The following is a 21,508-nucleotide window of genomic DNA, read 5'->3' as shown; positions in this document are numbered from 1 at the left end:
TATTTCTAATTTCACAATAGAATCAGTTTGGTGACTCTAAATTCAATCTACTTCCTGGTTTAGTTTACTAACTTGCACTACGTCTCCTAGTATTAGGTATTCTAATATTTACAGGGTGTATTTATCAATGTACTTGATTGATTTTTTATTAAATTCGAATAATTCCTGATTTTCAGCAGTTTCCCTTTTCTAGCTGGTGTTAGTTTCTACTAGTTCATCCTCATATAAAAAGATCATTAGAATTGACAAATTAACCATGCGATTCAACGATCAACTGCTTAACTTACCTAGCTTAAATCATGTTATTAATCGTTCTCCATTAACGATTAACCCTGATAGTTGTGTGGTCGAAGCTATTGCTTTAATGAGTCAGGAAAGATGCAGTAATTATGCATCTACCAACTTAAATTTTTCATGGAATTTAAACTTTGTAAATCAGCCATTAACTAGTTGTGTATTAGTTATGGAAGGGGCGGATTTATTAGGTATTTTTACAGAAAAAGATGTAATTAGACTCATAGCTTCTGAAATAGACTTATCGACTGTGACAATGGCTGAAGTAATGATACAGCCAGTAATTACCCTTAGAGGATCGGATTCTCAGGATATTTTTCTTGCTTTATCTTTATTACGTCAGCATCAGATTTGCCATCTGCCCGTTTTAGGCGATCGCGGGCAATTATTAGGAATCATCACTGAGATTAGCTTGCTACAAGCCTTCGACCTGATAAAAATGGTTGGGATCGTTGAAGGCTTACAGGAATATTTAGAAAAACCCACAGATGAATTCAAGCGGGTTAATCAGCCAATTGAGATCGAGCAAGTCTGCTGTCAAACTCAAAATTACTTAAAGCTATGGGTTGAGGCACAATCGGCTAAAATTATGCAAGTTAATCAGGAACTTCAGCAAGCCCTCGAAGAACTTCAGGTAGTAGAAGAAGAACTGCGCGAACAAAATGAAGAGTTGGCCGTTGCCCGTGAGCTAGTAGAATTGGAGCGCCAGCGTTACCAGGATTTATTTGAGTTCGCTCCAGATGCTTACTTGGTAACTGATACCGCAGGTATTATCCAAGAGGCTAACCGAGCAGCAGGAACCTTGTTGGCTGTACACCAAAAATATTTGGTAAACAAACCATTAATTTTATTTATTGCTCCGCAAGATCGTCAGACTTTTACCATTCGATTAAATAATAGGCAGCAGAAGCAGGAGTGGGAAGTTTACCTAAAACCACGGGGAGGTAAAATTTTCCCGGCTAGTATTAGAACTGCTGCTATGTACGATTCCGAAGGTAGTCAAGTTGGCTGGCGCTGGTTACTTTGTAATATTAGCGAACGCCAACAGGCAAAGGAATCACTGCGCCAAGCTTACGATGAGTTAGAACAACGAGTGGCGGAACGGACAGCAGAACTTGTGATGTCCAACTCCCTATTGCAACAAGAAATTATTGAACGCCAACGCGCAGAAGTTGCATTACGGCAGAGCGAAAACCTCTATCGCCAACTTGTGGAAAGCCAAACTGACATAATTATCCGCATTGATTTGCAAGGGCAGATTACCTTTGCAAATATGGCTGCTTGTCAAACCTTTGGCTGGAAAGAAAATGAGTTTTGTGGCCAGTCATTTTTCCAATTTTTTCATTCAAATGACTTGCCTAAAGTCATAGAAAGTATCACAGCTTTAGAATCTTCATCTCATCCCTTCACTAATTGTGAGCGACGGGTATTCACAGTCAAGGGTATCCGATGGTTTCAATGGAGTGCGATCGCAATTCATGATCACAAAGGAGAGGTTATCGAAATCCAAGGGGTAGGTAGAGATATTACTGAAGAGCAAGCCGCGCTAGAGGAACGCCAAATTGCCGAAGCAGCATTGCGTCAAAGCGAGGAGAAATTTCGCACTTTTGCCGAAAACACTCACGCACTCATCTGGATTCGTAGCGCAGATTCATTCCATCCCTTGTACATTAGTCCTGCTTATGAGACTATTTGGGGTTACTCTTCTCAGAGTCTATTTGAGCAGCCAGACTCCTGGTTAGACAACATTCATCCAGACGATCGCGATCGCGCTACCCAATCAATCGAGCAACTACTTAGTGATAGTCAATCGATTTCAGCAGAATATCGAATTTTACGACCTGATGGATCGGTGCGCTGGGTTTGGAATCGGGGCTTTGCTGTCTATAATGACCAAGGAAAAGTTAACTACTATGGTGGCATTGCCGAAGATATCACCGAGCGCAAGCTGGCAGAACAAAAAATCTCCGAACAAGCTGCTTTACTTGACATCACCACTGACGCCATATTAGTTCGAGATTTCCAGTCTCAAATCTTATTCTGGAATAAAGGTGCAGAGCGGATGTATGGTTGGCTTTCTACAGAGGTTATAGGAAAATACCTCCACGAGATTTTGTACCCACCAGGAAATCAGCAGCAACTACAAGAAGCCCTAAAAAGCGTAATTGAGAGTGGCTTGTGGCATGGCGAGTTACATAAAGTTACAAAATCTGGTGAGAAAATTGTTGTTGAAAGCCGTTGGACATTGATGCGTGATTCTCAGGGAGAACCCAAATCTATCTTGACTGTTGACAGAGACATCACCCAAAAGAAACAACTCGAAGAGCAGTTTTTTCGCACCCAGCGATTGGAAAGCCTTGGTACTCTTGCAGGTGGTATTGCTCACGACTTGAACAATATATTGACACCAATTTTGGCCGCAGCTCAATTGTTACAGGGAAATTTTTTCCAAGACGAGGAGCGTTCTGGGCAATTAATGGCACTCGTAGAAACCAATGCCAGACGCGGAGCAGCTTTAGTCAAGCAAGTCTTGTCCTTTGCGCGAGGGTTTAAAGGAGAGCGAACAATTATCCAGATCAAGTACCTGATTTCAGAAATTATTCAAATTGCTAAACATACATTTCCCAAATCTATTGAATTTTCCACGCTTATCCCAGATGACATTTGGGCTATTACTGGAGATAGCACACAACTGCATCAAGTACTGATGAATCTGGTAGTAAATGCCCGCGATGCTTTGCCAGATGGCGGTAATATCAAAATTTCTGTGGAAAATAAGTTTATTGATGAAGCTTATACCAGAATGAATCTCGATACCAAAATTGGGCATTATATTGTGATTACCGTTACAGATAACGGAATTGGGATACCGCCAGAAATATTAGATAGAATTTTTGAGCCATTTTTCACTACAAAAGAGTTCAATACAGGGACAGGGCTTGGTCTTTCAACGGTACTGGGTATCATTAAAAGCCACGATGGTTTTATCAAAGTGTCTAGCTATGTTGGTAGAGGCAGCAAATTTGACCTGTTTTTACCGGCTTTGGAAGCAACCCAAGAATTCAAGATACCAGACCTAGATTTGTTTCCAGGACAGGGAGAATTGATTTTAGTTGTAGATGATGAAGCCCAAATTCGGGAGATTACCACAATCATCCTAGAAAACCATAACTATAAGATACTCACTGCCAGTAATGGTATAGAGGCGATCGCACTTTATGCTCAACACAAGCATCAAATCAATGCCGTATTGATGGATATAATGATGCCAGAAATGGATGGAATCACCGCCATTCGCACCTTGCAAAAGATGAACAACCAGGTTCAAATTATTGCTTGTAGTGGGCTGAACTCAATGGAAGTTTTTACTCAAGCTGCTGATGTTAATGTTCAAGCAGTTCTATCAAAACCCTACACCGCCAGAGAATTATTGAACAGTTTACATCAGCTATTCAGAGGCTAGTAGTCTGCCAACCCAAAAATGCTGCGTGATGGCAAGGGGCAGCACTTCGGCTCATTTCGGCTACGCTCAATGACCAACGCGGAAATCGAGCGACTTGCACTGAGCGCAGTCGAAGTGAGTCGAGATTCAGTGACCGGGGGCAGAAAGGGTTTTCAGGTTTTTGCACAGATGCGGAAATTATAACTAATCAGCCGGACATGATATTACTCCCCAACTGATTAACTCTGCCGACAATGATAAAGTTGATATTCGTAGCCGTCTACACTTGGCAAAGATTGAGTATCAGATATAACGCATGTTTTGACGGCTTCGGCGACGGGAGCATGAAAGTTTACCAGCCACAAGTCAAAAGGTCGTGGTAATTTATTTAAAGTATTTTCCAGAGCAATGGTAGAAGCATTTGGGTCTTGCTCTTGATGAGCAAGGAGAAACAAAGATTTTTGGGATGGATTGGCAAGTTTAATTTCCCTAGCTACCCCCATCATTTCCCCAGTGTGTACATAAGTTTTGTGGGCAGTGGCAATCAGTACTGGCACTGGGGATATTTGTTGAATTAGTTGCACAAACAGGTCAGGGCGATAATATTTTTGATAGCCGAGATTGCAGACTACTGTAACTGCACTGAAAAATCCCATTAACCAAATTAACATCACGGCTTTTTTCCCGTTTATTCCCCACCTACCGATACTTTTGATTCCATTTTTCCCCGCTTCTCTTGCCATCAATTCTTGGGGAGGATGCCAACAAGCTGCGAGACTTGCCCCTAGTAAAATAACGATCGCCGGAAAGTAAACAAAGTTATATCTAGCACCCCTGGTCAGATCGATTTCCAAAAAGTAGGTAAAGATAAAGAATAAAGCGATCGCACTGATCACAACTCCGATAAACACCTGAATCATTATCCGGCTTTCTGGTTGCTGTAGTTGAATCTTAATCCCACGCAGCAAAATTGGTACTGCCCAAATAAAGAAAGTCAGCATCACCACTCCAGAAGGAATCACAACTAATAGCTGTGAAGATTCAACTGGCAGGAGGGAAATCATGGCAATCAATGTTCCTAAAGCCTGAAAAATTGGGCTTAACCAATCTAGTCCAACGCGTGAACCTTGAATCCACTCGGTCAATTCACCACGATTTTTATTTTCTAAAAAGATTGGTAGCCAAATTAAACTCGCGGCAAAAGTACCTGTCGCAACGGCATAGATCCGCCGCCACGGAGGAGAGAAGAAAAGAGAAAATTTGCTGCTAGTAGTCTGCCAAGTCAACTTTGATGGGTGAGGGCTCTTGATTGGGGAAAGAGTAAAGGGTAAGGGATTTAAAACCTTTCCCCCTTCCCCCTTATCCCCAAAGGGGGCCCCATCTTCCCCCTTACCCTTTACCCCGCCAAGTGAACTTGGCGAACTACTAGTTTGCAATTGATGCCAAGCAAGAAAAATCAAAACTACAGCTTCTGTGCAGAGGGTGAGGGTGAAGAAGTAATGAGTCGCAACACCTAAAGCATTAATTCCTACCCATAAAAGTGCTATCCATATAGGTAAACGTGTGCGGTTTAAAATATGACGTGTGGCAATTACTAAGCAGGCGAAGGAACCAATTACCCATAAGATTGCCAAAGTGTAATGACGCGCTTCTTGTGCTAAAAATACGCCGTAGGGTGATACTGCCATCATGGCAGCAGCCAAGTGTCCCACTAATCGCGAACGAAACGCTACTTTTCCTAATACGTAAATACACGGTATAGAAGCAGCACCGATTATCGCTGGTAGTGATCGCGCCCCAAACAGCGATACTAATCCTCCGTCACTGGGAAATAATTTCATCCACAGGTAAGCCAGCACAAAATACAGTGGTGGATGGTTATCTTGTGTAACTAAGTTATGAACCACATCACCAATACTAGCTGCTGGGTTTAGTTGTAGCGGTTGCAATAGAATATCAGGTGCGATCGCTTGATCTAGGGGTACTGCTAAAAAAGTATTCCCCAAGCTAAACACCAAGGTGGCAAACTCATCAGTCCAAGGAGGCTTTGCAGTCAAGTTGGTTAGGCGCAAGCTGATGCCAATGATCACCCAGATCAAATTCAGCAAGGGGTGAAGCCAGAAAGGAGGAAGGCGAGTCTGCCAATTATGCCAATGCTTGTGTTGTGAGATAGAGTTTTTGTCTGCCAGAGGCAGGAAATGGATAGCAAATGCAGGTAGCAACGAGATAATTTTTCTGTAAAAATAAAATGCACCTTGGAAAATAATTCTCATTGCTGGGCCTCAGACGAATGGATTTGTAGATTGACGTTTGAGATTTAAGTTCGTTCTAAAATCTAAAAACAAAAATCAAAATCTCAAATCCCTCGTTGTGATTATTTCACATCGGTGACACGCCAGCTAAGTTTCAAATTAATCCAGAAATTCCAGATGGTAGCAACTGCGATCGCGATCAACTTAGCTAAATACTGATTTATCCCCAAGACATTATAAAGAAAGTTAATGATTAGAGCTTGTAATATAACTCCTGCCAAACAGACCGCACTGAACTTCAAGAATCGCTTGAAACGTTGACGCGGATCGCGTTGCTTTTGAGAAATATCACCAAAAGTCCATAAATCATTCCATAGGAAATTATTTACAATTGCTACTCCAGCCGAAAGAATCGTACTGCGAGTTAAACCTAAATGAATCACAGTACGCAGCAAGTAAAACACCGTTAAATCTACAAACACACCACTAAAGCCAACCAACCCAAAGCGAAGGAATCGACCGATGGGAAAATTGACTTTTCTACTCAATCGTCCTACTCGCCCGGTAGAAAGCCTTAACCGCACTAAGTGGTGGATGTAATCTATATATTGTTTCCATGTCACCTTACTCTCACCCTCTTTGCGTTCGCGGAACACATATCCCACTTCCGCAACTTGGTCTACCTTTCCCCGACCAATTACCTCTAGGAGAATTTTGTATCCTACAGGATTGAGTGTTGCACCTGCGATCGCACTCCGGCGCACCATAAAATAACCACTCATCGGGTCGGAAACTCTACCTAGTACTCCCGGTAAGATCACCAAACCTAACAACTGAGCGCCACGAGACAAGAAACGTCTAACAACACTCCAGCTACTAACACCGCCGCCTTCTACATGACGACTGGCTACAGCTAAATCTGCTCCTTGCTCAACACTACGCAACAACTGCATCAGCACTTCTGGTGGATGCTGCAAATCTCCATCAATTACCCCCAACACATTCCCCGTAGCTGCTTGCCACCCACGAATCACCGCCGAGGACAGCCCCCGTTCCTGTTGGCGTCGCATTACCCGCAACTGGGGATATTCTGCTGTCAAAGATTGCGCTATCTCCCAAGTTCGGTCTGGACTATCATCATCTACCACTATTAGTTCATAGTTTCCTGGGATAGATTCATCCAGTAACTGAGTCAATATATTGATTATATTTTTTACATTATCACGTTCTTTATACGTAGGAATTACTAGAGAAAGATAAATAGATTCACTACCTGTACCCACAGCATCAGGAGGCAACTCTGAAATCTTTAGTGGGCCAGTTGGTATTGTTAGCAGCGAGTTGGATGAGTTTGTTTTCATGTTCCAAATTGCAGAACGAGAGGGTGTAAAGTCCGTGGGAAATAAAGCCAAACATCTGCTGACTTTGTTGACTGAACCTGACTACTCAAAAATTGAGGAATACTTTTGTTACAGTTAGCTGTTCTGAAAGTTTAGTAATTTCCGCACTTCGATTCACAGTATTTTCCTAAAATTCATCTAAAATTTACATTTCACCAGTTATTTTTATGATACTGTATCGACAATTGCCTATTTTTTATGCAAATATACTGTACCATTAAACAAGCTAAGTCAGCAAATATACAGTTCAAAAAACGAATATTGCTGATTTTTTAATACTTACATAAATAATATTAATTAAGTATAAAGTCTCATAAAGTTTAGCAATAAATTATGATTGCTAATAATTTATTTTATGGGCGACAAAAGATTTGCCGTAAGAGAGATTTTCTGTTGATAAATGTTATGAGAAAATAGAAATAAACAGCTTATTACACCTATAAAAATTCACTTGTTAATGTTAAGGAAGTTTTGAATTAACTAAATACCATAATACAGAGAAAAATCAAAGTATTTTTTTGTAAAATAGGTATCACTATTTATTAACTGTAAGAAGTGTTAGAGGATTTCTGTTTAATTTTTGAAAAAACGAGCTACTCAATCAGACAAGACGCAATTAAGTTTTGCCTTTTGCCTGATTGAGTAATTTCATGAATCAAATGAGACTGCTATATTGAAGTAGACATGATACAGTACCAGTTTGCAAGATTCATCAATATCGAATGACATAAAAAATAAACATAACAAAAATTAATATCCTAAAAAATAAGTATACTATTGAGTAGATATTGGATTGTAAATATGTCAAAAGTAGCACCATAAAATCCCCCAAGAGGGCATTGTAAAAAAGAGAAAAATCTAGTTTGTTATTAAAATAATGGCGTAGTTTTATTGCTTGTTCTGAGTAAATGAACATCTAAAATACAGGGTAGATCATGCATATTCCTGATGGATTTGTTTCTGTTCCGGTGGCAGGGGCTACTGGTTTAGCGAGTGCAGCAGCGCTGTTTATTGCCTTCGGGCGATCGCAAGAAGCTTTTGGTATCCGTCGTGCCCCGATATTGGGACTAACCACTGCCTTCATTTTTGCCGCCCAGATGATCAATTTTCCGGTGGCAGGAGGTACTAGTGGTCACTTGTTGGGGGGAACCTTAGCTGCGATCGTTTTGGGCAGTCCTTGGGCAGGAACATTATGTCTGGCAACAGTTTTAATTATTCAAGCCGTGCTATTTGCTGATGGTGGCATTACAGCCTTAGGAGCGAACATTTTTAACATGGCAGTAGTTGGGGTTTGGGCTGGCTGGGTTTTAACCGAAACCTTACAACGACTGTTTGGAGGGTCTAAAGGGCGCTTACCTTTGGCTGCTGGTATAGCAGCTGGTGTAAGTGTGGTGGTAGCTGCGATCGCTTGTGCCATTGAATTAGCCCTCTCAGGAACTGCACCCGTAGCTATAGTTTTACCAGCCATGACTGGTGTGCATATTTTGATTGGCATCGGCGAAGGGCTGATTACTGGGGGTGTGCTGACTTATCTGGCCACAGCTAGACCAGATTTGTTACCAGGAGAACAGCACGAGTTTCGCGGATGGTCATTGCCTATAGTTACCATCTTCTTGATAGCGGGAGTGTTGTCACTCTTTGCCTCAGCCTGGCCCGATGGTTTAGAAAAAGTTGCTGAAAATACGGGCTTCATCCACTTAGCCAGTAAAGTACGGATAATTGTGCCGACACCTTTAGCTGACTATGGAATTGAGGGTTTGGGAACAATTGGCACTAGTATCGCTGGACTTGTGGGAGCTGCGGTTTGCTTTGCTGTGGCCTTTGGAATTGCCAAAGTAGTGAAACCGAAGAATGCTTAAACTTTCCTTACCGCTACGCTTGCAACTGTCTCTAGTAATTGTGGTGGGAGCAGCTTTATTAAAACATCATGCTTGGTATGGACTAAGTGTATATGGCGCGATCGCACTTTTATGGGCTTGGTTCTTGCGCGTCCCAATTGGAGAATTGGGAGGATTACTCGGTACAGAATTGATTTTTTTGTCATTGCTGGCATTGCCTTTGGGATGGGAGCGAGCCAGTTTTTTGCTAGTTCGTTCGCTGGTTTGTCTGGTTACGATGAATAGTTTTTTGTTAACCTTACCGCCCCACAGTTTCGGCATTGCCCTCAAAAGCTTACCAGTACCAGCACCTTTAAAGGAAAACTTGTTATTAGCTGGGCAGTATATGGAAATTTTGCTCTCAGAAGTAACGCGGATGCGGCGCAGCGCTCAATTACGCGGACTGACGGGAACGGGAGGATGGTTGCGCTATGCCAGTGCTGCCATGATTGGAGTTTTGTATCTCCGTAGTCTAGATAGAGCAGAGCGAGTCTACGCGGCAATGGTAGCTCGTGGTTACAACGGACAATTGCCCATAGATTCTACTCTCAGACCAAAAGAACGTTTTGCCCTATTACTAGCTTGGGCGATCGCAGCTGGTGTCACCCTAACTTCTTACAAAATTTAACCCACTAGTAGAGAGGCGATTAATCGCTTCTCTCCTCACTGCATTACATATTGAGTTTAGTAAATTTTGAAATCATTAACTTCTAATCCCCAAACATCAACCAGTAACCCCCACAAAGCTGTGGTTGAGGTTGAGAATCTGGTGTACGCATATTCCCGTCAGGAGCCAGTATTACAAGAAATATCTTTTAGCTTGAACAAAGGCGATCGCGTGGCATTGATGGGAGCAACAGGTTCTGGAAAAAGCACCTTGTTGGAGAACCTGATCGGCTTAAAACAACCGCAATCTGGGAAAATTACGATTAATGGTATTCCCGTAGAACCGCAAACTTTACCCCAAGTGCGTCGTCAAATTGGCTTTAGTTTTCAAGATGCCAACGACCAACTATTTATGCCCACCATCTTGGAAGATATTACTTTTGGGCCACGTAACTATGGGATGTCACCAGCAGAAGCTAGCGATCGCGCCAGACAGTTATTAGCTGATTTTGGTTTAGAAGCCTATGCCAATCGTTCTGCTCACGAACTTTCTGGTGGACAAAGACGCCTAGCTGCTTTAGCCTCGATTTTAGCCCTAGAACCGACAATTCTAATTTTGGATGAGCCAACTAACGGTCTCGATCCAGCATGGCGGCGGCATTTGGCGCAAGTGTTGTTAAAGTTACCTGTGCAGGTGATACTAATTGCCTCTCATGACCTACATTGGTTAGGCAGAGTTACTCAACGCGCTTTGGTGCTGGCTGGTGGTCGCATTCAAATAGACAGCGACATTCAACCACTTTTACAAGATGGTGCTACTTTAGACCAGTTGGGTTTGCCGATAGATTGGTGATTTGGGCATTGGGTAAGGGAAAGGGGTAAGGGGAAAAGGGTAAGGGGAAAAGGGGAAAGATTAAATTTATTCCTTTTCCCTTTAACCTGGTTGGTGAGCTTGCCGAACCATAACCTTTTCTCCTGCCCCCCTGCCTCTTGTACCCAATCTTCTCATTTACCCGTAATATTGGATACTATATTGTGGGTTTTATTGCTGTTGGGGTGTTAATGTCTGTTTTACATAAATATACTGTTCTTGCTCCTATTAGCCTAAGCATTACTTTGTTTATTACTAGTTGCAGCGAAAATAAAGTTTCTCAGTGCCAGCGACTGATTCGAGTTGTAAATGCTGGAACTTCTCTAATTGATAAAAATAAAGGAACACAAGTTATAACCAGCATACAGCTATCTAAAGATTTAGAATTTGTGACTAAATCCATTAAGGAACTGGATTTAAAAGATCCGAAGCTGAAAGAATTTCAAAGCGGTTTTGCCAATATTTTCCAAAATCTCAGTCAAGCGATCGCTAAATCTGGTAGGGCACTTGGTGCAACCAAGACGGCAGAAGCAACCGTATCTGGCAGAGAAAAAATTCAAAAGGCTAGAGCCGAAATTGACTCAGCACTGACAACAGCTACAACTCTTGGCAAGCAGTCGGATACGCTAGTGAATGAAATGAATAAGTATTGTAACCAACCTGAATAATTTATCTTGGGGATTGGGGAAGGTGGGGGCCCCCTCTAGGGATAAGGGGTAATGGGGATTGGGCAAAACCCTTCGGGTAGGAAAAAGGGACAAGGAGGGAGCTTTCGTTTCCCCTTTGCCCCTTGCCCTTTCCCCTTTGGCGTTGCCATCTCCCCCTGCCTCCCCTGCTTTGCCACTCCCCAGCAACACGGCGATCGCTTCTCTGTTCTACAGTAGCTTTTATCACTTTTTTTTACAAAAATTTCCTGATATACACCAACTTTATCTGTCAAAAGAGATATTGGTGCAAGTCAAATGAAATACCATGAGTGATATTAGTCTACTGATAGCGAGTGTGCTAGCAACAGCGCCAATATCTGTGCTAAATTTACCAGACCAGTCCGTAATTGTTTCAGATAATCAGGTGCAGCAGTCAACACAGGAAAATTTATCTCAAGTTGTCTCAACTGCTGAAATTACTCCACCTGAATTTGTGCAGCCAGATATAACCACCTCATCTATAAAGAATAAGTACGAAAATATACTTAGAAAAAGCCGAGAAAAAATTCAACTTATAAATACCCCTAATTTATCTGAACTAAAAGATACTCAACCTATAACAGAAGTTGCACAGAATCAGGAGAACACAGAAGAATTCTCTGTATCTGACCATCCCCCAGACTCAGACAATCAAATGTCTCAAGTCACCTCAGTATCGCGACTCCAGGATGTGCAACCTTCCGATTGGGCTTTTAGTGCTTTGCAATCTTTAGTAGAACGCTATGGCTGCATTGCTGGATACCCTGATGGGACTTATCTGGGGAATCGTAGCATCAGCCGTTATGAATTTGCTGCTGGTTTAAATGCTTGCTTAGAGAAGATTAACGAAGTGATGCCTGCGGCGGTCACTGAGCGACTTGCCTTGAGCGAAGTCGAAAGGAGCCGAAGTGCGGGCTACGCCTACGCTAACAATAAAATTAATACTGTTAATAATGAAGATTTAATCCTGCTGCAAAGGTTGCAAGGCGAATTCAAAGCAGAGTTGCAGCAATTACAGCAGCGTGTCGAAGCTGTGGAAAAGCAGACTAGTGAATTACAAGGAAATCGGTTTTCCACAACTACCAGATTATTTGGTCAAGCCATTTTTAGCGTGCAGGGAACCAACAGCCCCGATGTGGATTTGTTTCCTAGAGATGGAGTACCTGAACGGCAGGGAAAAACTAATCTGACTTTCACAAGTAGCGCCCAACTAACCTTAGCAACTTCATTTACAGGGCGAGATTTGCTGCTAACAGGGTTGTCGGCGGGTAATTTGGGTTCTAATGCATCGTTGCTATCTACCAATATGGGACGCTTGGGTTTCGAGTCAAATACAGACAATAATTTAGTTATTAGTGACTTATCTTATCGATTTCTCGTCTCGAATAACTTGGGAATTGTTGTAGGTACGGCGGGAGTCAACCCGATTAACACCTTTCGCGGCATTAGCCCTTTGGAAGGTTCTAGCGATGGTGCAATTTCTCTATTTGGTCAGCGTAACCCAATTTTAAGTATTGGCAACGGTACTGCTGGTATAGGCTTTGACTGGCAGATTAGCGATCGCATTAGTTTGCAAGGCGTTTATAGTGCCGAAATAGCCAGTTTTCCCGGCAACATCAACCAGGCCGGACTATTTGGTGGTAGATATACTGCTGGCGCTCAGTTAAGTTTAGCACCTACAAATAATATCGATATCGGCGTACATTATCTTTATTCTCATTCTCCAGATGGCTTACTGGGAAGTGGTATTGGCGATTCTCAACTGATTTCGCCTTTTGCAGATGCTACAGCTTTTGATACCCAAGCAATTGGTACTACCGTTGCTTGGCGAATCAACCCTAATTTGCAGTTGGGCGGTTGGGGTGGCTTTACATCTTCCAAACCGTTTCACTTTTCTGGAAGTGTGGAAACTACCAATTGGATGGTGTTTGCAGCTTTTCCCAATTTGCTGCGTCCTGGGAATTTAGGGGGCGTTCTTGTCGGACAACCGCCGAAAATTACTTCGAGTACTTTACCCGAAGGCTTAAATTTTCCCAACTTTTCTGATGGGGGGACAGCAGGTGGACGTAATGACACCTCAATTCACGTAGAAGTTTTTTACCGTGCCCAACTCAACGACAATATTGCCATAACTCCCGGCTTATTTGTAATTTTCAATCCCGATCATAATGCTGCTAACGATGCATTAGTCATTGGGGCATTAAGAGCAACTTTCCGGTTTTAATTTTGTACTGATGTAAATGTAATAAAATACGCTATCTGCATACTGCTTAATTCAGTATTATATGCTTTCATTATCGGGTGAGAGCAAGGAAAACTCATGCAGAAACTTATACGTATTTTTTTTACAGGTGATTAAAGGAGCAAATTTTTCATGAAATTAGATTCATCAACTCATAGCACTTGCAAAAATATTGGCGAAAGATGGATTTACACAACCAAGATGCAGAAAGCAATTCCTAATCCAAAATCTAAGTTGTGCTGGAAGCGCACCAAAGATACGACCCAAAATCTAAAATTGTATAAGTTTGGTTGTGTTGTTCTTAGCACTAGCACTTTAGCAGCAGTCTTTATCGGTTTAGGTGGAACAAGTGCTTTCGCTCAAATCACAATTCAAAGCACTGGCACATTATCAGGGACTATCCAACTTCCTAGCATTAATCCCAATTTTAATCAAAGCACTACTCGTGTTGATACAGACAACACAGGGACTTATTCTCGGAACTTAGGTACTAAGAACAACTCTAATTATGTTCCTGTATACAAGTCAGACTATGTAAAAGTAGAAACACGCAAAGACGGTAGTTTGCATTACTTTGTTGACTTTAAAGGCATTCCGATTGTCTCCTTCAATGGCGTTCTGACTTCGCCGATTCTCTCTGGCGGTGAGTTGACACCTTATAAATATCAGGGAAAATTGGCAGGAACTACATTTCAAGGAGTAGTTCAGGATGAATTTAATCTTACAAAAGCTTTATACACTGGTACTGTCACCGATCCCAATACTGGAAACCAGTATCAGGGTACTTTTGAAGTGAGTGGATATGGAGTCCGATATAGCGATCGCAATGGTGGTGCAACCCCTACAGTCTTTGATTTTAAGTCAGATATCCCAGGTTCGCCAAAGGTGACATCTTTGGAAATGACTAACTCCCCCCTAGCGAGAATAACAATTAAAGTACCTGCAACTGCAACTCTCATAACTCCTACACCTGTAGTTACTGGTGGAAATACACCTGCTCCTACACCTGTAGTTACTGGTGGTGATACACCCACTCCTACACCTGTAGTTACTGGTGGAAATACACCTGCTCCTACACCTGTAGTTACTGGTGGTGATACACCTACTCCTACACCTGTGGTTACTGGTGGAAATACACCTACTCCTACACCTGTAGTTAGTAGTGGTAGTGCGATCGCTCCTTCAACATCGACAACATACACATCTGGATCTAATTCTCCATCACTTTCTACAACACCTAATATGGAATTGAGTAACGGTAATTCCTTAGAGATGAATCAAGTAGTTGTCAACCCGGCAACCCTTGCTCAAGTTGCTTGTACACAGGATTCTGCCAAGAGTTGTACAATACCCACTTCACCCAAACAAGCGATCGGCCCCCGTAGTCGAGTGCTAGTGCGCTAGTTAGGAACTTTCATATCAAAAATATCCAACTACTTCCCAACTACTTCTTGTAGGGTGGGCATCTCACCCGCCCTTAAGCAAAGGCTGACTTGACAAAAACTTTGAGTGCTTCTGGAACTCTAGCAAGGCAAAATGAAATCAATATAATAGTCAGGATAGGGCCGCATTGTAATTAAAAAAGTCCACCAGAAGTTATTTGTGGCGTTTTGTTGCTCAGACTTCATTTCGGTGGTAGATTTTACCTTGATGATTTTCTGGCTATACTAGTGGCTTAAGCTGATTGATAAATTTCATCCTCCAGCATGAAACATACAAAAACTTTAAACTTAGGATATATATCAGTACGCATTTACTTTTAAATAACACAAAAATGTTGATTGTCTAATGTTGGAGGAAATTAATTTTCTTGGGGACTACAAAAACTCAATCAATCACTAAGCTTAACACTAACACTACAGAGTCAATCTACATCAATCAAACTTCCGAGTAAGCACCTATGAAAGAAGAATTGATAGCCAGAGTCATGCAGGTCTTGCGAATTAATATGAGTTGGATGACTTGGAATTTGTTTCTGGCTTTTATACCTTTGGCTTTGAGTGTGTGGCTATTTCGCATGAGGCGCGGTGGCACTTGGCTTTGGTGGCTAGGATTTTTAGTTTTCTATGCTTTCTTACCAAATGCACCGTATTTGTTAACCGATGTAATTCACTTGATAGATGATATCCGCACGATTCAATCCGTATGGATGATTACTTTGGTACTCATTCCTCTATATCTGCTAGTAATTCTAAGTGGATTTGAAGCTTATGTAATATCGTTAATTAATTGGGGTTACTATTTACATCGGATCGGTAAAAGCCAATGGATTTGGCGCTTTGAGTTAATTACACATTTTCTCTGCGCTGTTGGCGTTTATTGGGGGCGATTTTTGCGTTTCAATAGTTGGGATTTTATAACTCAACCCGATGCTGTACTAACCAAAGGGGTAGAAGAAATTCTAGGAAAACAGCCTTTAGTAATTATTGCTATCACCTTTGTGGTACTTGCAGGTTTGTACTGGATTATGAAACGAGTAACTTTGGGTCTTAGCCAACCAAATAGCAGAATAGGGATAAACTCAGGACGCGCAAACTCTAATACGCCAAATATTTGATGAAGATGGTGATTTTGGCTTTTAAATTCGGGGTTTTAATTAGTAATTCCCTGAATGAATATTGCCTGTCAAAAGAAAGATGCAACTAAACCCTCCTTAAGGTGAAATAAATTCAGACGCAAACGGTTGGACTTCAACCGTCACCATCTGAGAATAACGTCCGATCAGATCGTTGAATATCAATGGTCTGCTCTGATGTATCTGGTCACGTTGATAGGAGGGATATAATATGCAATTAATCTCTAGAGAGGAAATAAAAGCATTAATAGAACAGCCAAAAGGAAATTGTGTTTCGATTTATATGCCAACGCACCCAGCCGGGCCAGAAGTGCGACAAAACCCAATTCGCTTTAAAAATTTGGTTAGGGAAGCGCAGACTCGTTTAATTGATGCGGGTTTGGAACAGGAAAATGCGATCGCATTGTTGGAAAAATCTCAGGAAATTGATACCCAAGAGTTTTGGGAGCAAATCGGAGAGCAAGGGCTGGCGATTTTTATTTCTGAAAATATTTTTCGCTATTATCCCCTACCAATTGATTTTCAAGAATTGGTCGTGGTTACAGACCGATTTCATATCAAACCACTGCTGCCAATTTTAAATGGCAATGGTCGCTTCTATATACTGGCTTTGAGTCAACAAGATGTCAGGTTCTTTGAAGGAACACGCTACAGCGTCAAAGAGGTAGAAGTAGAAAATCTCCCTAAAAGTCTAGATGAAGCTCTGCAAAGAGACGATACTGCTAAAGAAGGTCAGTTCCGCATCGCAACATCAAAAGGCGGAACCTCCAATTCTTTTCAGCAACCAGGTACGTTTCACGGACAGGGAAGCCCTGACAAGGATAGACGCCAAGAAGACATCCTCCAATTCTTTCAAATTGTTGATGGCGCATTATACGAGAAACTGAAATTGCAAAAAGCGCCTTTGGTACTGGCTGGGGTAGAGTATCTCTTGCCCGTGTATAGACAGGCAAATACTTACCAACATTTAATGGATGAAGCTATCACCGGAAATCCAGAAATTCTCAGCGCCCAAGAGTTACATGATCAAGCTTGGCCAATTGTCGAGGCTGATTTCCAAAAGTCACAGCAAGCAGTTTTGGAGCAATTTCACGAATTGTTTGGTCGTGATACTGGTAAAGCATCTAACAACCTCCAAGAGGTTGTCTCAGCAGCTTATTACCAACGCGTGGATTCATTATTAGTTGCAGTTGGTCAGCAACAGTGGGGTTTATTCGACCCAACCTCAGAAACGGTTTATTTGCACCCAGAAAAAGAAACTGGTGATGAGGATTTATTGGATTTTGTCGCTGCTCATACTTTATTAAACGGTGGCACGGTTTACGCTGTTCCCTTTGAAGAGATTCCATATAGCACAGCCGTTGCGGCAATTTACCGATATTAAACTTCGTTCACAGCCTTCTTGACTGTTGCAGGATTCCATAAAAGCCTCCTGCCTCCTGCCCGGTTGTTGAATCTCTACTCACAACGACTGCGCGATAGTTGAATCTCGACTTCGCTCGATTACCGCGTAGCGGTGCACTGAGCTTGTCCTGAGCGTAGCCGAAGGGCGTAGTCGAAGTGTCGAAACTCAGTGCAAGTCGCTCGATTACCGCGTAGCCGAAACACTGCCTTTCTTGATAATGCTCTACTAAAAGTCTGTGGGTGTTGGCTTAGTTTTAGCAAAGGAAAAATTTTAAGCGTAAAGGCTGAAAAGTTCACAGCATAGTGGTTGTAACTAATCAGCCTTTGCTTTTTACCTTTACCGAATCAGCCACTAGCCCTATGCCTTTGGTAGAACTTTCTTGCTGAACGAGTCGCCCCTAGAACTGTAAAGTTCCAGGGGAGCTTACAGTATCTAGCTCGTAGGGCAAAAGAGGATTTCGTTTCAACGACCGGTCATTTGCTCCAACTTTTCGGGGTATCTAGCCCCTTGCACCGCGATCTTGGAGGCGGCATCATCGATGTCACGCAGATCATCGGGCGTGAGTTCAACTGAGACTGCCCCGATGTTTTCGTCCAAGCGATGCAGCTTTGTGGTGCCTGGGATCGGAACAATCCACGGCTTCTGCGCTAGCAGCCAGGCGATCGCAATTTGAGCAGGTGTCGCCTGCTTCCGTTCAGCGATGCTGCCGAGCAGATTAATCAAGGCTTGATTTGCCTTGAGAGCCTCCGGCGTGAAGCGAGGCAGGGTGCTGCGGAAGTCGGAACTGTCGAAGGTTGTGCTTTCGTCCATCTTGCCAGTGAGAAAGCCCTTGCCCAATGGGCTGTACGGGACAAAGCCGATGCCGAGTTCTTCAAGGGTCGGTATCACCTCCTTCTCAGGAGTCCTCGTCCACAGCGAGTATTCGCTCTGGAGAGCCGTGATCGGCTGAACAGCGTGGGCGCGACGGATCGTTTGCACTCCTGCTTCAGAGAGTCCAAAGTGCTTCACCTTACCTTGCTGAATCAGTTCCTTCACTGCTCCAGCCACGTCCTCGATCGGCACGTTCGGGTCAACTCGGTGCTGATAGAGTAGGTCGATTGTCTCGATCTTGAGTCGCTTGAGCGAACCCTCCACAACCTGCTTGATGTGCTCTGGTCGGCTATCCAATCCTGGCGAACCCTTCATGCCACGAGGATCGGAATTCGGACTGATGTCGAACCCGAATTTGGTGGCAATGACCACTTGGTCGCGAAAGGGAGCGAGGGCTTCACCCACCAGCTCTTCGTTTAGGAACGGGCCGTAGACCTCGGCGGTGTCAAAGAATGTAACGCCGCGTTCAACGGCGGCCCGGAGAAGAGCGGTCATCTCGTGCGTATCTTTGGGCGGGCCATAAGAAAAACTCATTCCCATACAGCCCAGCCCGATGGCCGAGACTTCCAAGTTGCTGTTTCCAAGTTTACGTTTTTGCATTGTTATTCCTTCGAGGTTCCACCTCGGTTATGCAGATTTAAGGGATGCCATATCAATCACAAAGCGGTACTTCACATCAGACTTGAGCAGTCTTTCGTAAGCTTCGTTGACTTTTTGGATAGGAATGACTTCGACATCGGCAGTGATGTTATGCTTACCGCAAAAGTCGAGCATCTCTTGGGTTTCGGCGATGCCGCCGATCATAGAGCCGGAAAGACTGCGGCGTGCCATGATCAGGCTGAAAGCCGAGATATCCAGGGGCTTTGGGGGTGCGCCAACAAGGGTGATGTTGCCGTCGCGGGTGAGCAGGTTGAGATAGGCGTTGATGTCGTGATCGGCGGAGATTGTGTCGAGGATGAAGTCGAAGCTGCCTGTGTGCTTCTGCATCTCGTCGGCGTTGCGAGAAACGACCACTTCATCAGCACCGAGGCGGAGTGCGTCTTCCTTCTTGTTAGGCGAGGTGGTGAAGACGACGACGTGGGCATCGAAGGCACGGGCGAACTTTACGCCCATGTGACCCAGCCCACCGAGACCAACCACGCCGACCTTCTTGCCCTTGCTGACACCCCAGTGGCGCATGGGCGAGTAGGTTGTGATTCCGGCGCACAGAAGCGGTGCAGTTCCAGCGAGATCGAGGTTGGAGGGAACGCGCAGAACAAAGCGTTCATCGACGACGATGCTATCAGAGTAGCCACCATAAGTGACACCTCCAAGGTGTTTATCTGGAGAGTTAAAGGTTTGGATCATGTTCGAGCAGAATTGCTCAAGACTACCCCTGCAATGCGGGCAGGTGCCATCCGAGTCAACCATACAGCCGATCGCGGCGAGGTCGCCGGGTTTGTACTTCGTAACTGCCGAGCCAACCTCAGTCACACGACCAACAATCTCATGACCGGGAACGATTGGGTAGATCGTGCCGCCCCACTCGTTCCGCACTGAATGGAGATCGGAGTGACAGATACCGCAGAAGAGAATTTCAATCTGAACGTCATGTTCAGTTAGATTGCGCCGCTTGATTTGGGTAGAGGCCAGGGGTGATGTTGCACTGGCTGCGGCATAAGCTTTCGTGTTGTACATAAATTGATGCTCCAATCTGAAAGATAAGCTAGTTTCCTTGTACTCGGTCTTGAATCTGTCCTGATATTGTTGGTCGCTGACCTTTTCCATCCAGTCCACGGGCTTGCCGTAGAGTACCTCCTGAGTGGAGATATGAGTCATCGGCGTGGTGAAGGTGGCGATCGCCCGCCCGCCGAGTTCCTCTTGAATAAAAATCCAGAATGCTTAAAGAAGCCGAAATCATTTTTTATTGCATTAGCTTCATTCTAAGAATCCTGAAGAATATGTAATAGGACGATCGTCTAGGATAGTTGTACAATTCTGCAAACTTAGAAATGAATGCTGTCAAAACGAGTGAAAAGTCCGATCGCGATTTAATCAACGACCCGCAGGCAAAACGCGAGCTAGACAGAACGCAAGCCAATAGAGACGAACTCAAAGAGCGGATTGCCCAGGCGATTCATCATGATGGGACGATTGAGCCGCTCAAAGGTTTGCACTTCAATCGCTCCTCCTCGCCTTCGGAATGCGTTCATAGTGTCTCTATCCCTGCCTTTTGTGCGATCGCTCAGGGCAGCAAAGAAGTTCTTTTGGGTAGCGATCGCTATCAGTACGACCCGATGCATTATCTGCTGGCTACGGTCGAGCTGCCAATTATCAGCCAAATTCTGGAAGCGTCAAAGGGGCAACCGTACCTTAGCCTTCGCCTCGATCTCGACCCCACTCTTGTTGGCTCAGTGATGGTCGAGGCTGGGTATTCCTCATCGCGCAGCCGTGCTGATGTGAAAGCGATTGACGTAAGTCCATTGAATGCAAATCTGTTGGACGCTGTGGTGCGGCTCGTCAGGCTTCTAGATTCTCCTGCTGAAGCTCATGTTCTCGCACCACTGATTAAGCGAGAAATCATTTACCGACTCTTAATGGGAGAGCAAGGCAATCGGCTTCGTCATATTGCAGTTCTCGGTGGCTACACCTACCATATCGCCAGAGCCGTCGAGCGACTTCGTAAAGACTTTAACGAGCCGATCAAGATTGAAAGCATCGCCCGAGAACTGGGAATGAGTGTTTCTGGCTTTCACCATCACTTCAAGTCTGTCACGGCAATGAGTCCCTTGCAGTTCCAGAAGCAACTGCGCCTCCAAGAAGCCCGTCGTCTGATGCTGGGGGAAAACCTTGATGCTAGCAGTGCTGCCTACCGAGTGGGTTACGACGATGCCTCGCACTTCAACCGGGAATACAAGCGGCTCTTTGGTGCCCCACCGATGCGCGATGTGGAGCGGCTGCGACAAACTGCTAGTTCAATACGATCTCTATGATCCTGAGTTTTCACGT

Annotated in this window: 15 protein-coding genes; 10 read left to right on the top strand and 5 right to left on the bottom strand. The window is 43.8% G+C overall.

Annotated features, from left to right (window positions below):
- Nucleotides 1-256 precede the first annotated feature (256 nt).
- Complete coding sequence (locus tag RMX98_RS00325) at nt 257-3,757, top strand: PAS domain S-box protein (protein ID WP_409880877.1); 3,501 nt, start codon at nt 257-259, stop codon at nt 3,755-3,757.
- Between the two features lie 218 nt (nt 3,758-3,975).
- Here RMX98_RS00325 and RMX98_RS00320 read toward each other — a convergent pair whose 3' ends face one another.
- Nucleotides 3,976-6,009, bottom strand: a complete 2,034-nt coding sequence (locus RMX98_RS00320) for a glycosyltransferase (protein ID WP_322679782.1) — start codon at nt 6,007-6,009, stop codon at nt 3,976-3,978.
- 101 nt (nt 6,010-6,110) lie between these two features.
- The gene (locus RMX98_RS00315) at nt 6,111-7,349 is read right to left on the bottom strand and encodes a glycosyltransferase (protein WP_322679783.1); all 1,239 of its coding nucleotides are present in this window, start codon (nt 7,347-7,349) and stop codon (nt 6,111-6,113) included.
- A gap of 974 nt (nt 7,350-8,323) precedes the next feature.
- On the opposite strand from RMX98_RS00315, the gene RMX98_RS00310 reads away from it, so the two are divergent.
- The 8 genes from RMX98_RS00310 to RMX98_RS00275 all read left to right on the top strand — a co-directional run bounded on the left by RMX98_RS00310 (nt 8,324) and on the right by RMX98_RS00275 (nt 17,629).
- On the top strand, nt 8,324-9,247 hold the full coding sequence (locus RMX98_RS00310; protein ID WP_322679784.1) for an energy-coupling factor ABC transporter permease: 924 nt from the start codon (nt 8,324-8,326) through the stop codon (nt 9,245-9,247).
- The gene (locus RMX98_RS00305) at nt 9,240-9,893 is read left to right on the top strand and encodes an energy-coupling factor transporter transmembrane protein EcfT (RefSeq protein ID WP_322679785.1); all 654 of its coding nucleotides are present in this window, start codon (nt 9,240-9,242) and stop codon (nt 9,891-9,893) included. Before RMX98_RS00310 ends, RMX98_RS00305 begins: the two co-directional genes overlap by 8 nt.
- 66 nt (nt 9,894-9,959) lie before the next feature.
- Nucleotides 9,960-10,724, top strand: a complete 765-nt coding sequence (locus RMX98_RS00300; protein WP_322679786.1) for an ABC transporter ATP-binding protein — start codon at nt 9,960-9,962, stop codon at nt 10,722-10,724.
- A gap of 209 nt (nt 10,725-10,933) precedes the next feature.
- On the top strand, nt 10,934-11,410 hold the full coding sequence (locus RMX98_RS00295; protein ID WP_322679787.1) for a hypothetical protein: 477 nt from the start codon (nt 10,934-10,936) through the stop codon (nt 11,408-11,410).
- A 304-nt stretch (nt 11,411-11,714) separates the two neighbouring features.
- Complete coding sequence (locus tag RMX98_RS00290; RefSeq protein WP_322679788.1) at nt 11,715-13,652, top strand: iron uptake porin; 1,938 nt, start codon at nt 11,715-11,717, stop codon at nt 13,650-13,652.
- A gap of 150 nt (nt 13,653-13,802) precedes the next feature.
- Nucleotides 13,803-15,074: a hypothetical protein gene (locus RMX98_RS00285; protein WP_322679789.1), complete on the top strand. Its 1,272-nt coding sequence runs from the start codon at nt 13,803-13,805 to the stop codon at nt 15,072-15,074.
- Between the two features lie 496 nt (nt 15,075-15,570).
- Complete coding sequence (locus RMX98_RS00280) at nt 15,571-16,227, top strand: DUF1361 domain-containing protein (RefSeq protein WP_322679790.1); 657 nt, start codon at nt 15,571-15,573, stop codon at nt 16,225-16,227.
- A 229-nt stretch (nt 16,228-16,456) separates the two neighbouring features.
- Nucleotides 16,457-17,629, top strand: coding sequence for a hypothetical protein (locus RMX98_RS00275; RefSeq protein ID WP_322679791.1), 1,173 nt, complete (start codon nt 16,457-16,459; stop codon nt 17,627-17,629).
- A 483-nt stretch (nt 17,630-18,112) separates the two neighbouring features.
- On the opposite strand, the gene RMX98_RS00270 is transcribed toward RMX98_RS00275, so the two are convergent.
- The 3 genes from RMX98_RS00270 to RMX98_RS00260 are packed head-to-tail and all read right to left on the bottom strand — an operon-like array spanning nt 18,113 to nt 20,420.
- Nucleotides 18,113-19,120 carry an aldo/keto reductase gene (locus tag RMX98_RS00270; protein WP_322679792.1) on the bottom strand — a complete coding sequence of 336 codons (1,008 nt, stop codon included), beginning with the start codon at nt 19,118-19,120 and terminating at the stop codon, nt 18,113-18,115.
- 27 nt (nt 19,121-19,147) lie between these two features.
- On the bottom strand, nt 19,148-20,197 hold the full coding sequence (locus RMX98_RS00265; protein WP_322679793.1) for an NAD(P)-dependent alcohol dehydrogenase: 1,050 nt from the start codon (nt 20,195-20,197) through the stop codon (nt 19,148-19,150).
- Nucleotides 20,198-20,225: 28 nt separating this feature from the next.
- Nucleotides 20,226-20,420 (bottom strand): hypothetical protein, encoded by a 195-nt coding sequence (locus RMX98_RS00260; protein WP_322679794.1) that lies wholly within the window; start codon nt 20,418-20,420, stop codon nt 20,226-20,228.
- A gap of 91 nt (nt 20,421-20,511) precedes the next feature.
- On the opposite strand from RMX98_RS00260, the gene RMX98_RS00255 reads away from it, so the two are divergent.
- Nucleotides 20,512-21,492: an AraC family transcriptional regulator gene (locus RMX98_RS00255; protein WP_322679795.1), complete on the top strand. Its 981-nt coding sequence runs from the start codon at nt 20,512-20,514 to the stop codon at nt 21,490-21,492.
- Nucleotides 21,493-21,508 lie beyond the last annotated feature (16 nt).

The organism is Nostoc sp. DedQUE02 (assembly GCF_034531035.1).
Taxonomy (GTDB): Bacteria; Cyanobacteriota; Cyanobacteriia; order Cyanobacteriales; family Nostocaceae; genus Nostoc.
The sequence above is the reverse complement of the archived record's forward strand: the minus strand, read 5'-3'. Positions and strand labels throughout refer to the sequence as shown.

What these genes read in the sequence shown, in the direction of transcription:
- RMX98_RS00305 (WP_322679785.1), top strand. Translation starts at nt 9,240, where the DNA reads ATGCTTAAACTTTCCTTACCGCTACGCTTGCAACTGTCTCTAGTAATT.
- RMX98_RS00260 (WP_322679794.1), bottom strand. Translation starts at nt 20,420, where the DNA reads ATGATTTCGGCTTCTTTAAGCATTCTGGATTTTTATTCAAGAGGAACT.
- RMX98_RS00315 (WP_322679783.1), bottom strand. Translation starts at nt 7,349, where the DNA reads ATGAAAACAAACTCATCCAACTCGCTGCTAACAATACCAACTGGCCCA.
- RMX98_RS00280 (WP_322679790.1), top strand. Translation starts at nt 15,571, where the DNA reads ATGAAAGAAGAATTGATAGCCAGAGTCATGCAGGTCTTGCGAATTAAT.
- RMX98_RS00275 (WP_322679791.1), top strand. Translation starts at nt 16,457, where the DNA reads ATGCAATTAATCTCTAGAGAGGAAATAAAAGCATTAATAGAACAGCCA.
- RMX98_RS00255 (WP_322679795.1), top strand. Translation starts at nt 20,512, where the DNA reads ATGAATGCTGTCAAAACGAGTGAAAAGTCCGATCGCGATTTAATCAAC.
- RMX98_RS00270 (WP_322679792.1), bottom strand. Translation starts at nt 19,120, where the DNA reads ATGCAAAAACGTAAACTTGGAAACAGCAACTTGGAAGTCTCGGCCATC.
- RMX98_RS00325 (WP_409880877.1), top strand. Translation starts at nt 257, where the DNA reads ATGCGATTCAACGATCAACTGCTTAACTTACCTAGCTTAAATCATGTT.
- RMX98_RS00265 (WP_322679793.1), bottom strand. Translation starts at nt 20,197, where the DNA reads ATGTACAACACGAAAGCTTATGCCGCAGCCAGTGCAACATCACCCCTG.
- RMX98_RS00295 (WP_322679787.1), top strand. Translation starts at nt 10,934, where the DNA reads ATGTCTGTTTTACATAAATATACTGTTCTTGCTCCTATTAGCCTAAGC.
- RMX98_RS00310 (WP_322679784.1), top strand. Translation starts at nt 8,324, where the DNA reads ATGCATATTCCTGATGGATTTGTTTCTGTTCCGGTGGCAGGGGCTACT.
- RMX98_RS00285 (WP_322679789.1), top strand. Translation starts at nt 13,803, where the DNA reads ATGAAATTAGATTCATCAACTCATAGCACTTGCAAAAATATTGGCGAA.
- RMX98_RS00290 (WP_322679788.1), top strand. Translation starts at nt 11,715, where the DNA reads ATGAGTGATATTAGTCTACTGATAGCGAGTGTGCTAGCAACAGCGCCA.
- RMX98_RS00320 (WP_322679782.1), bottom strand. Translation starts at nt 6,009, where the DNA reads ATGAGAATTATTTTCCAAGGTGCATTTTATTTTTACAGAAAAATTATC.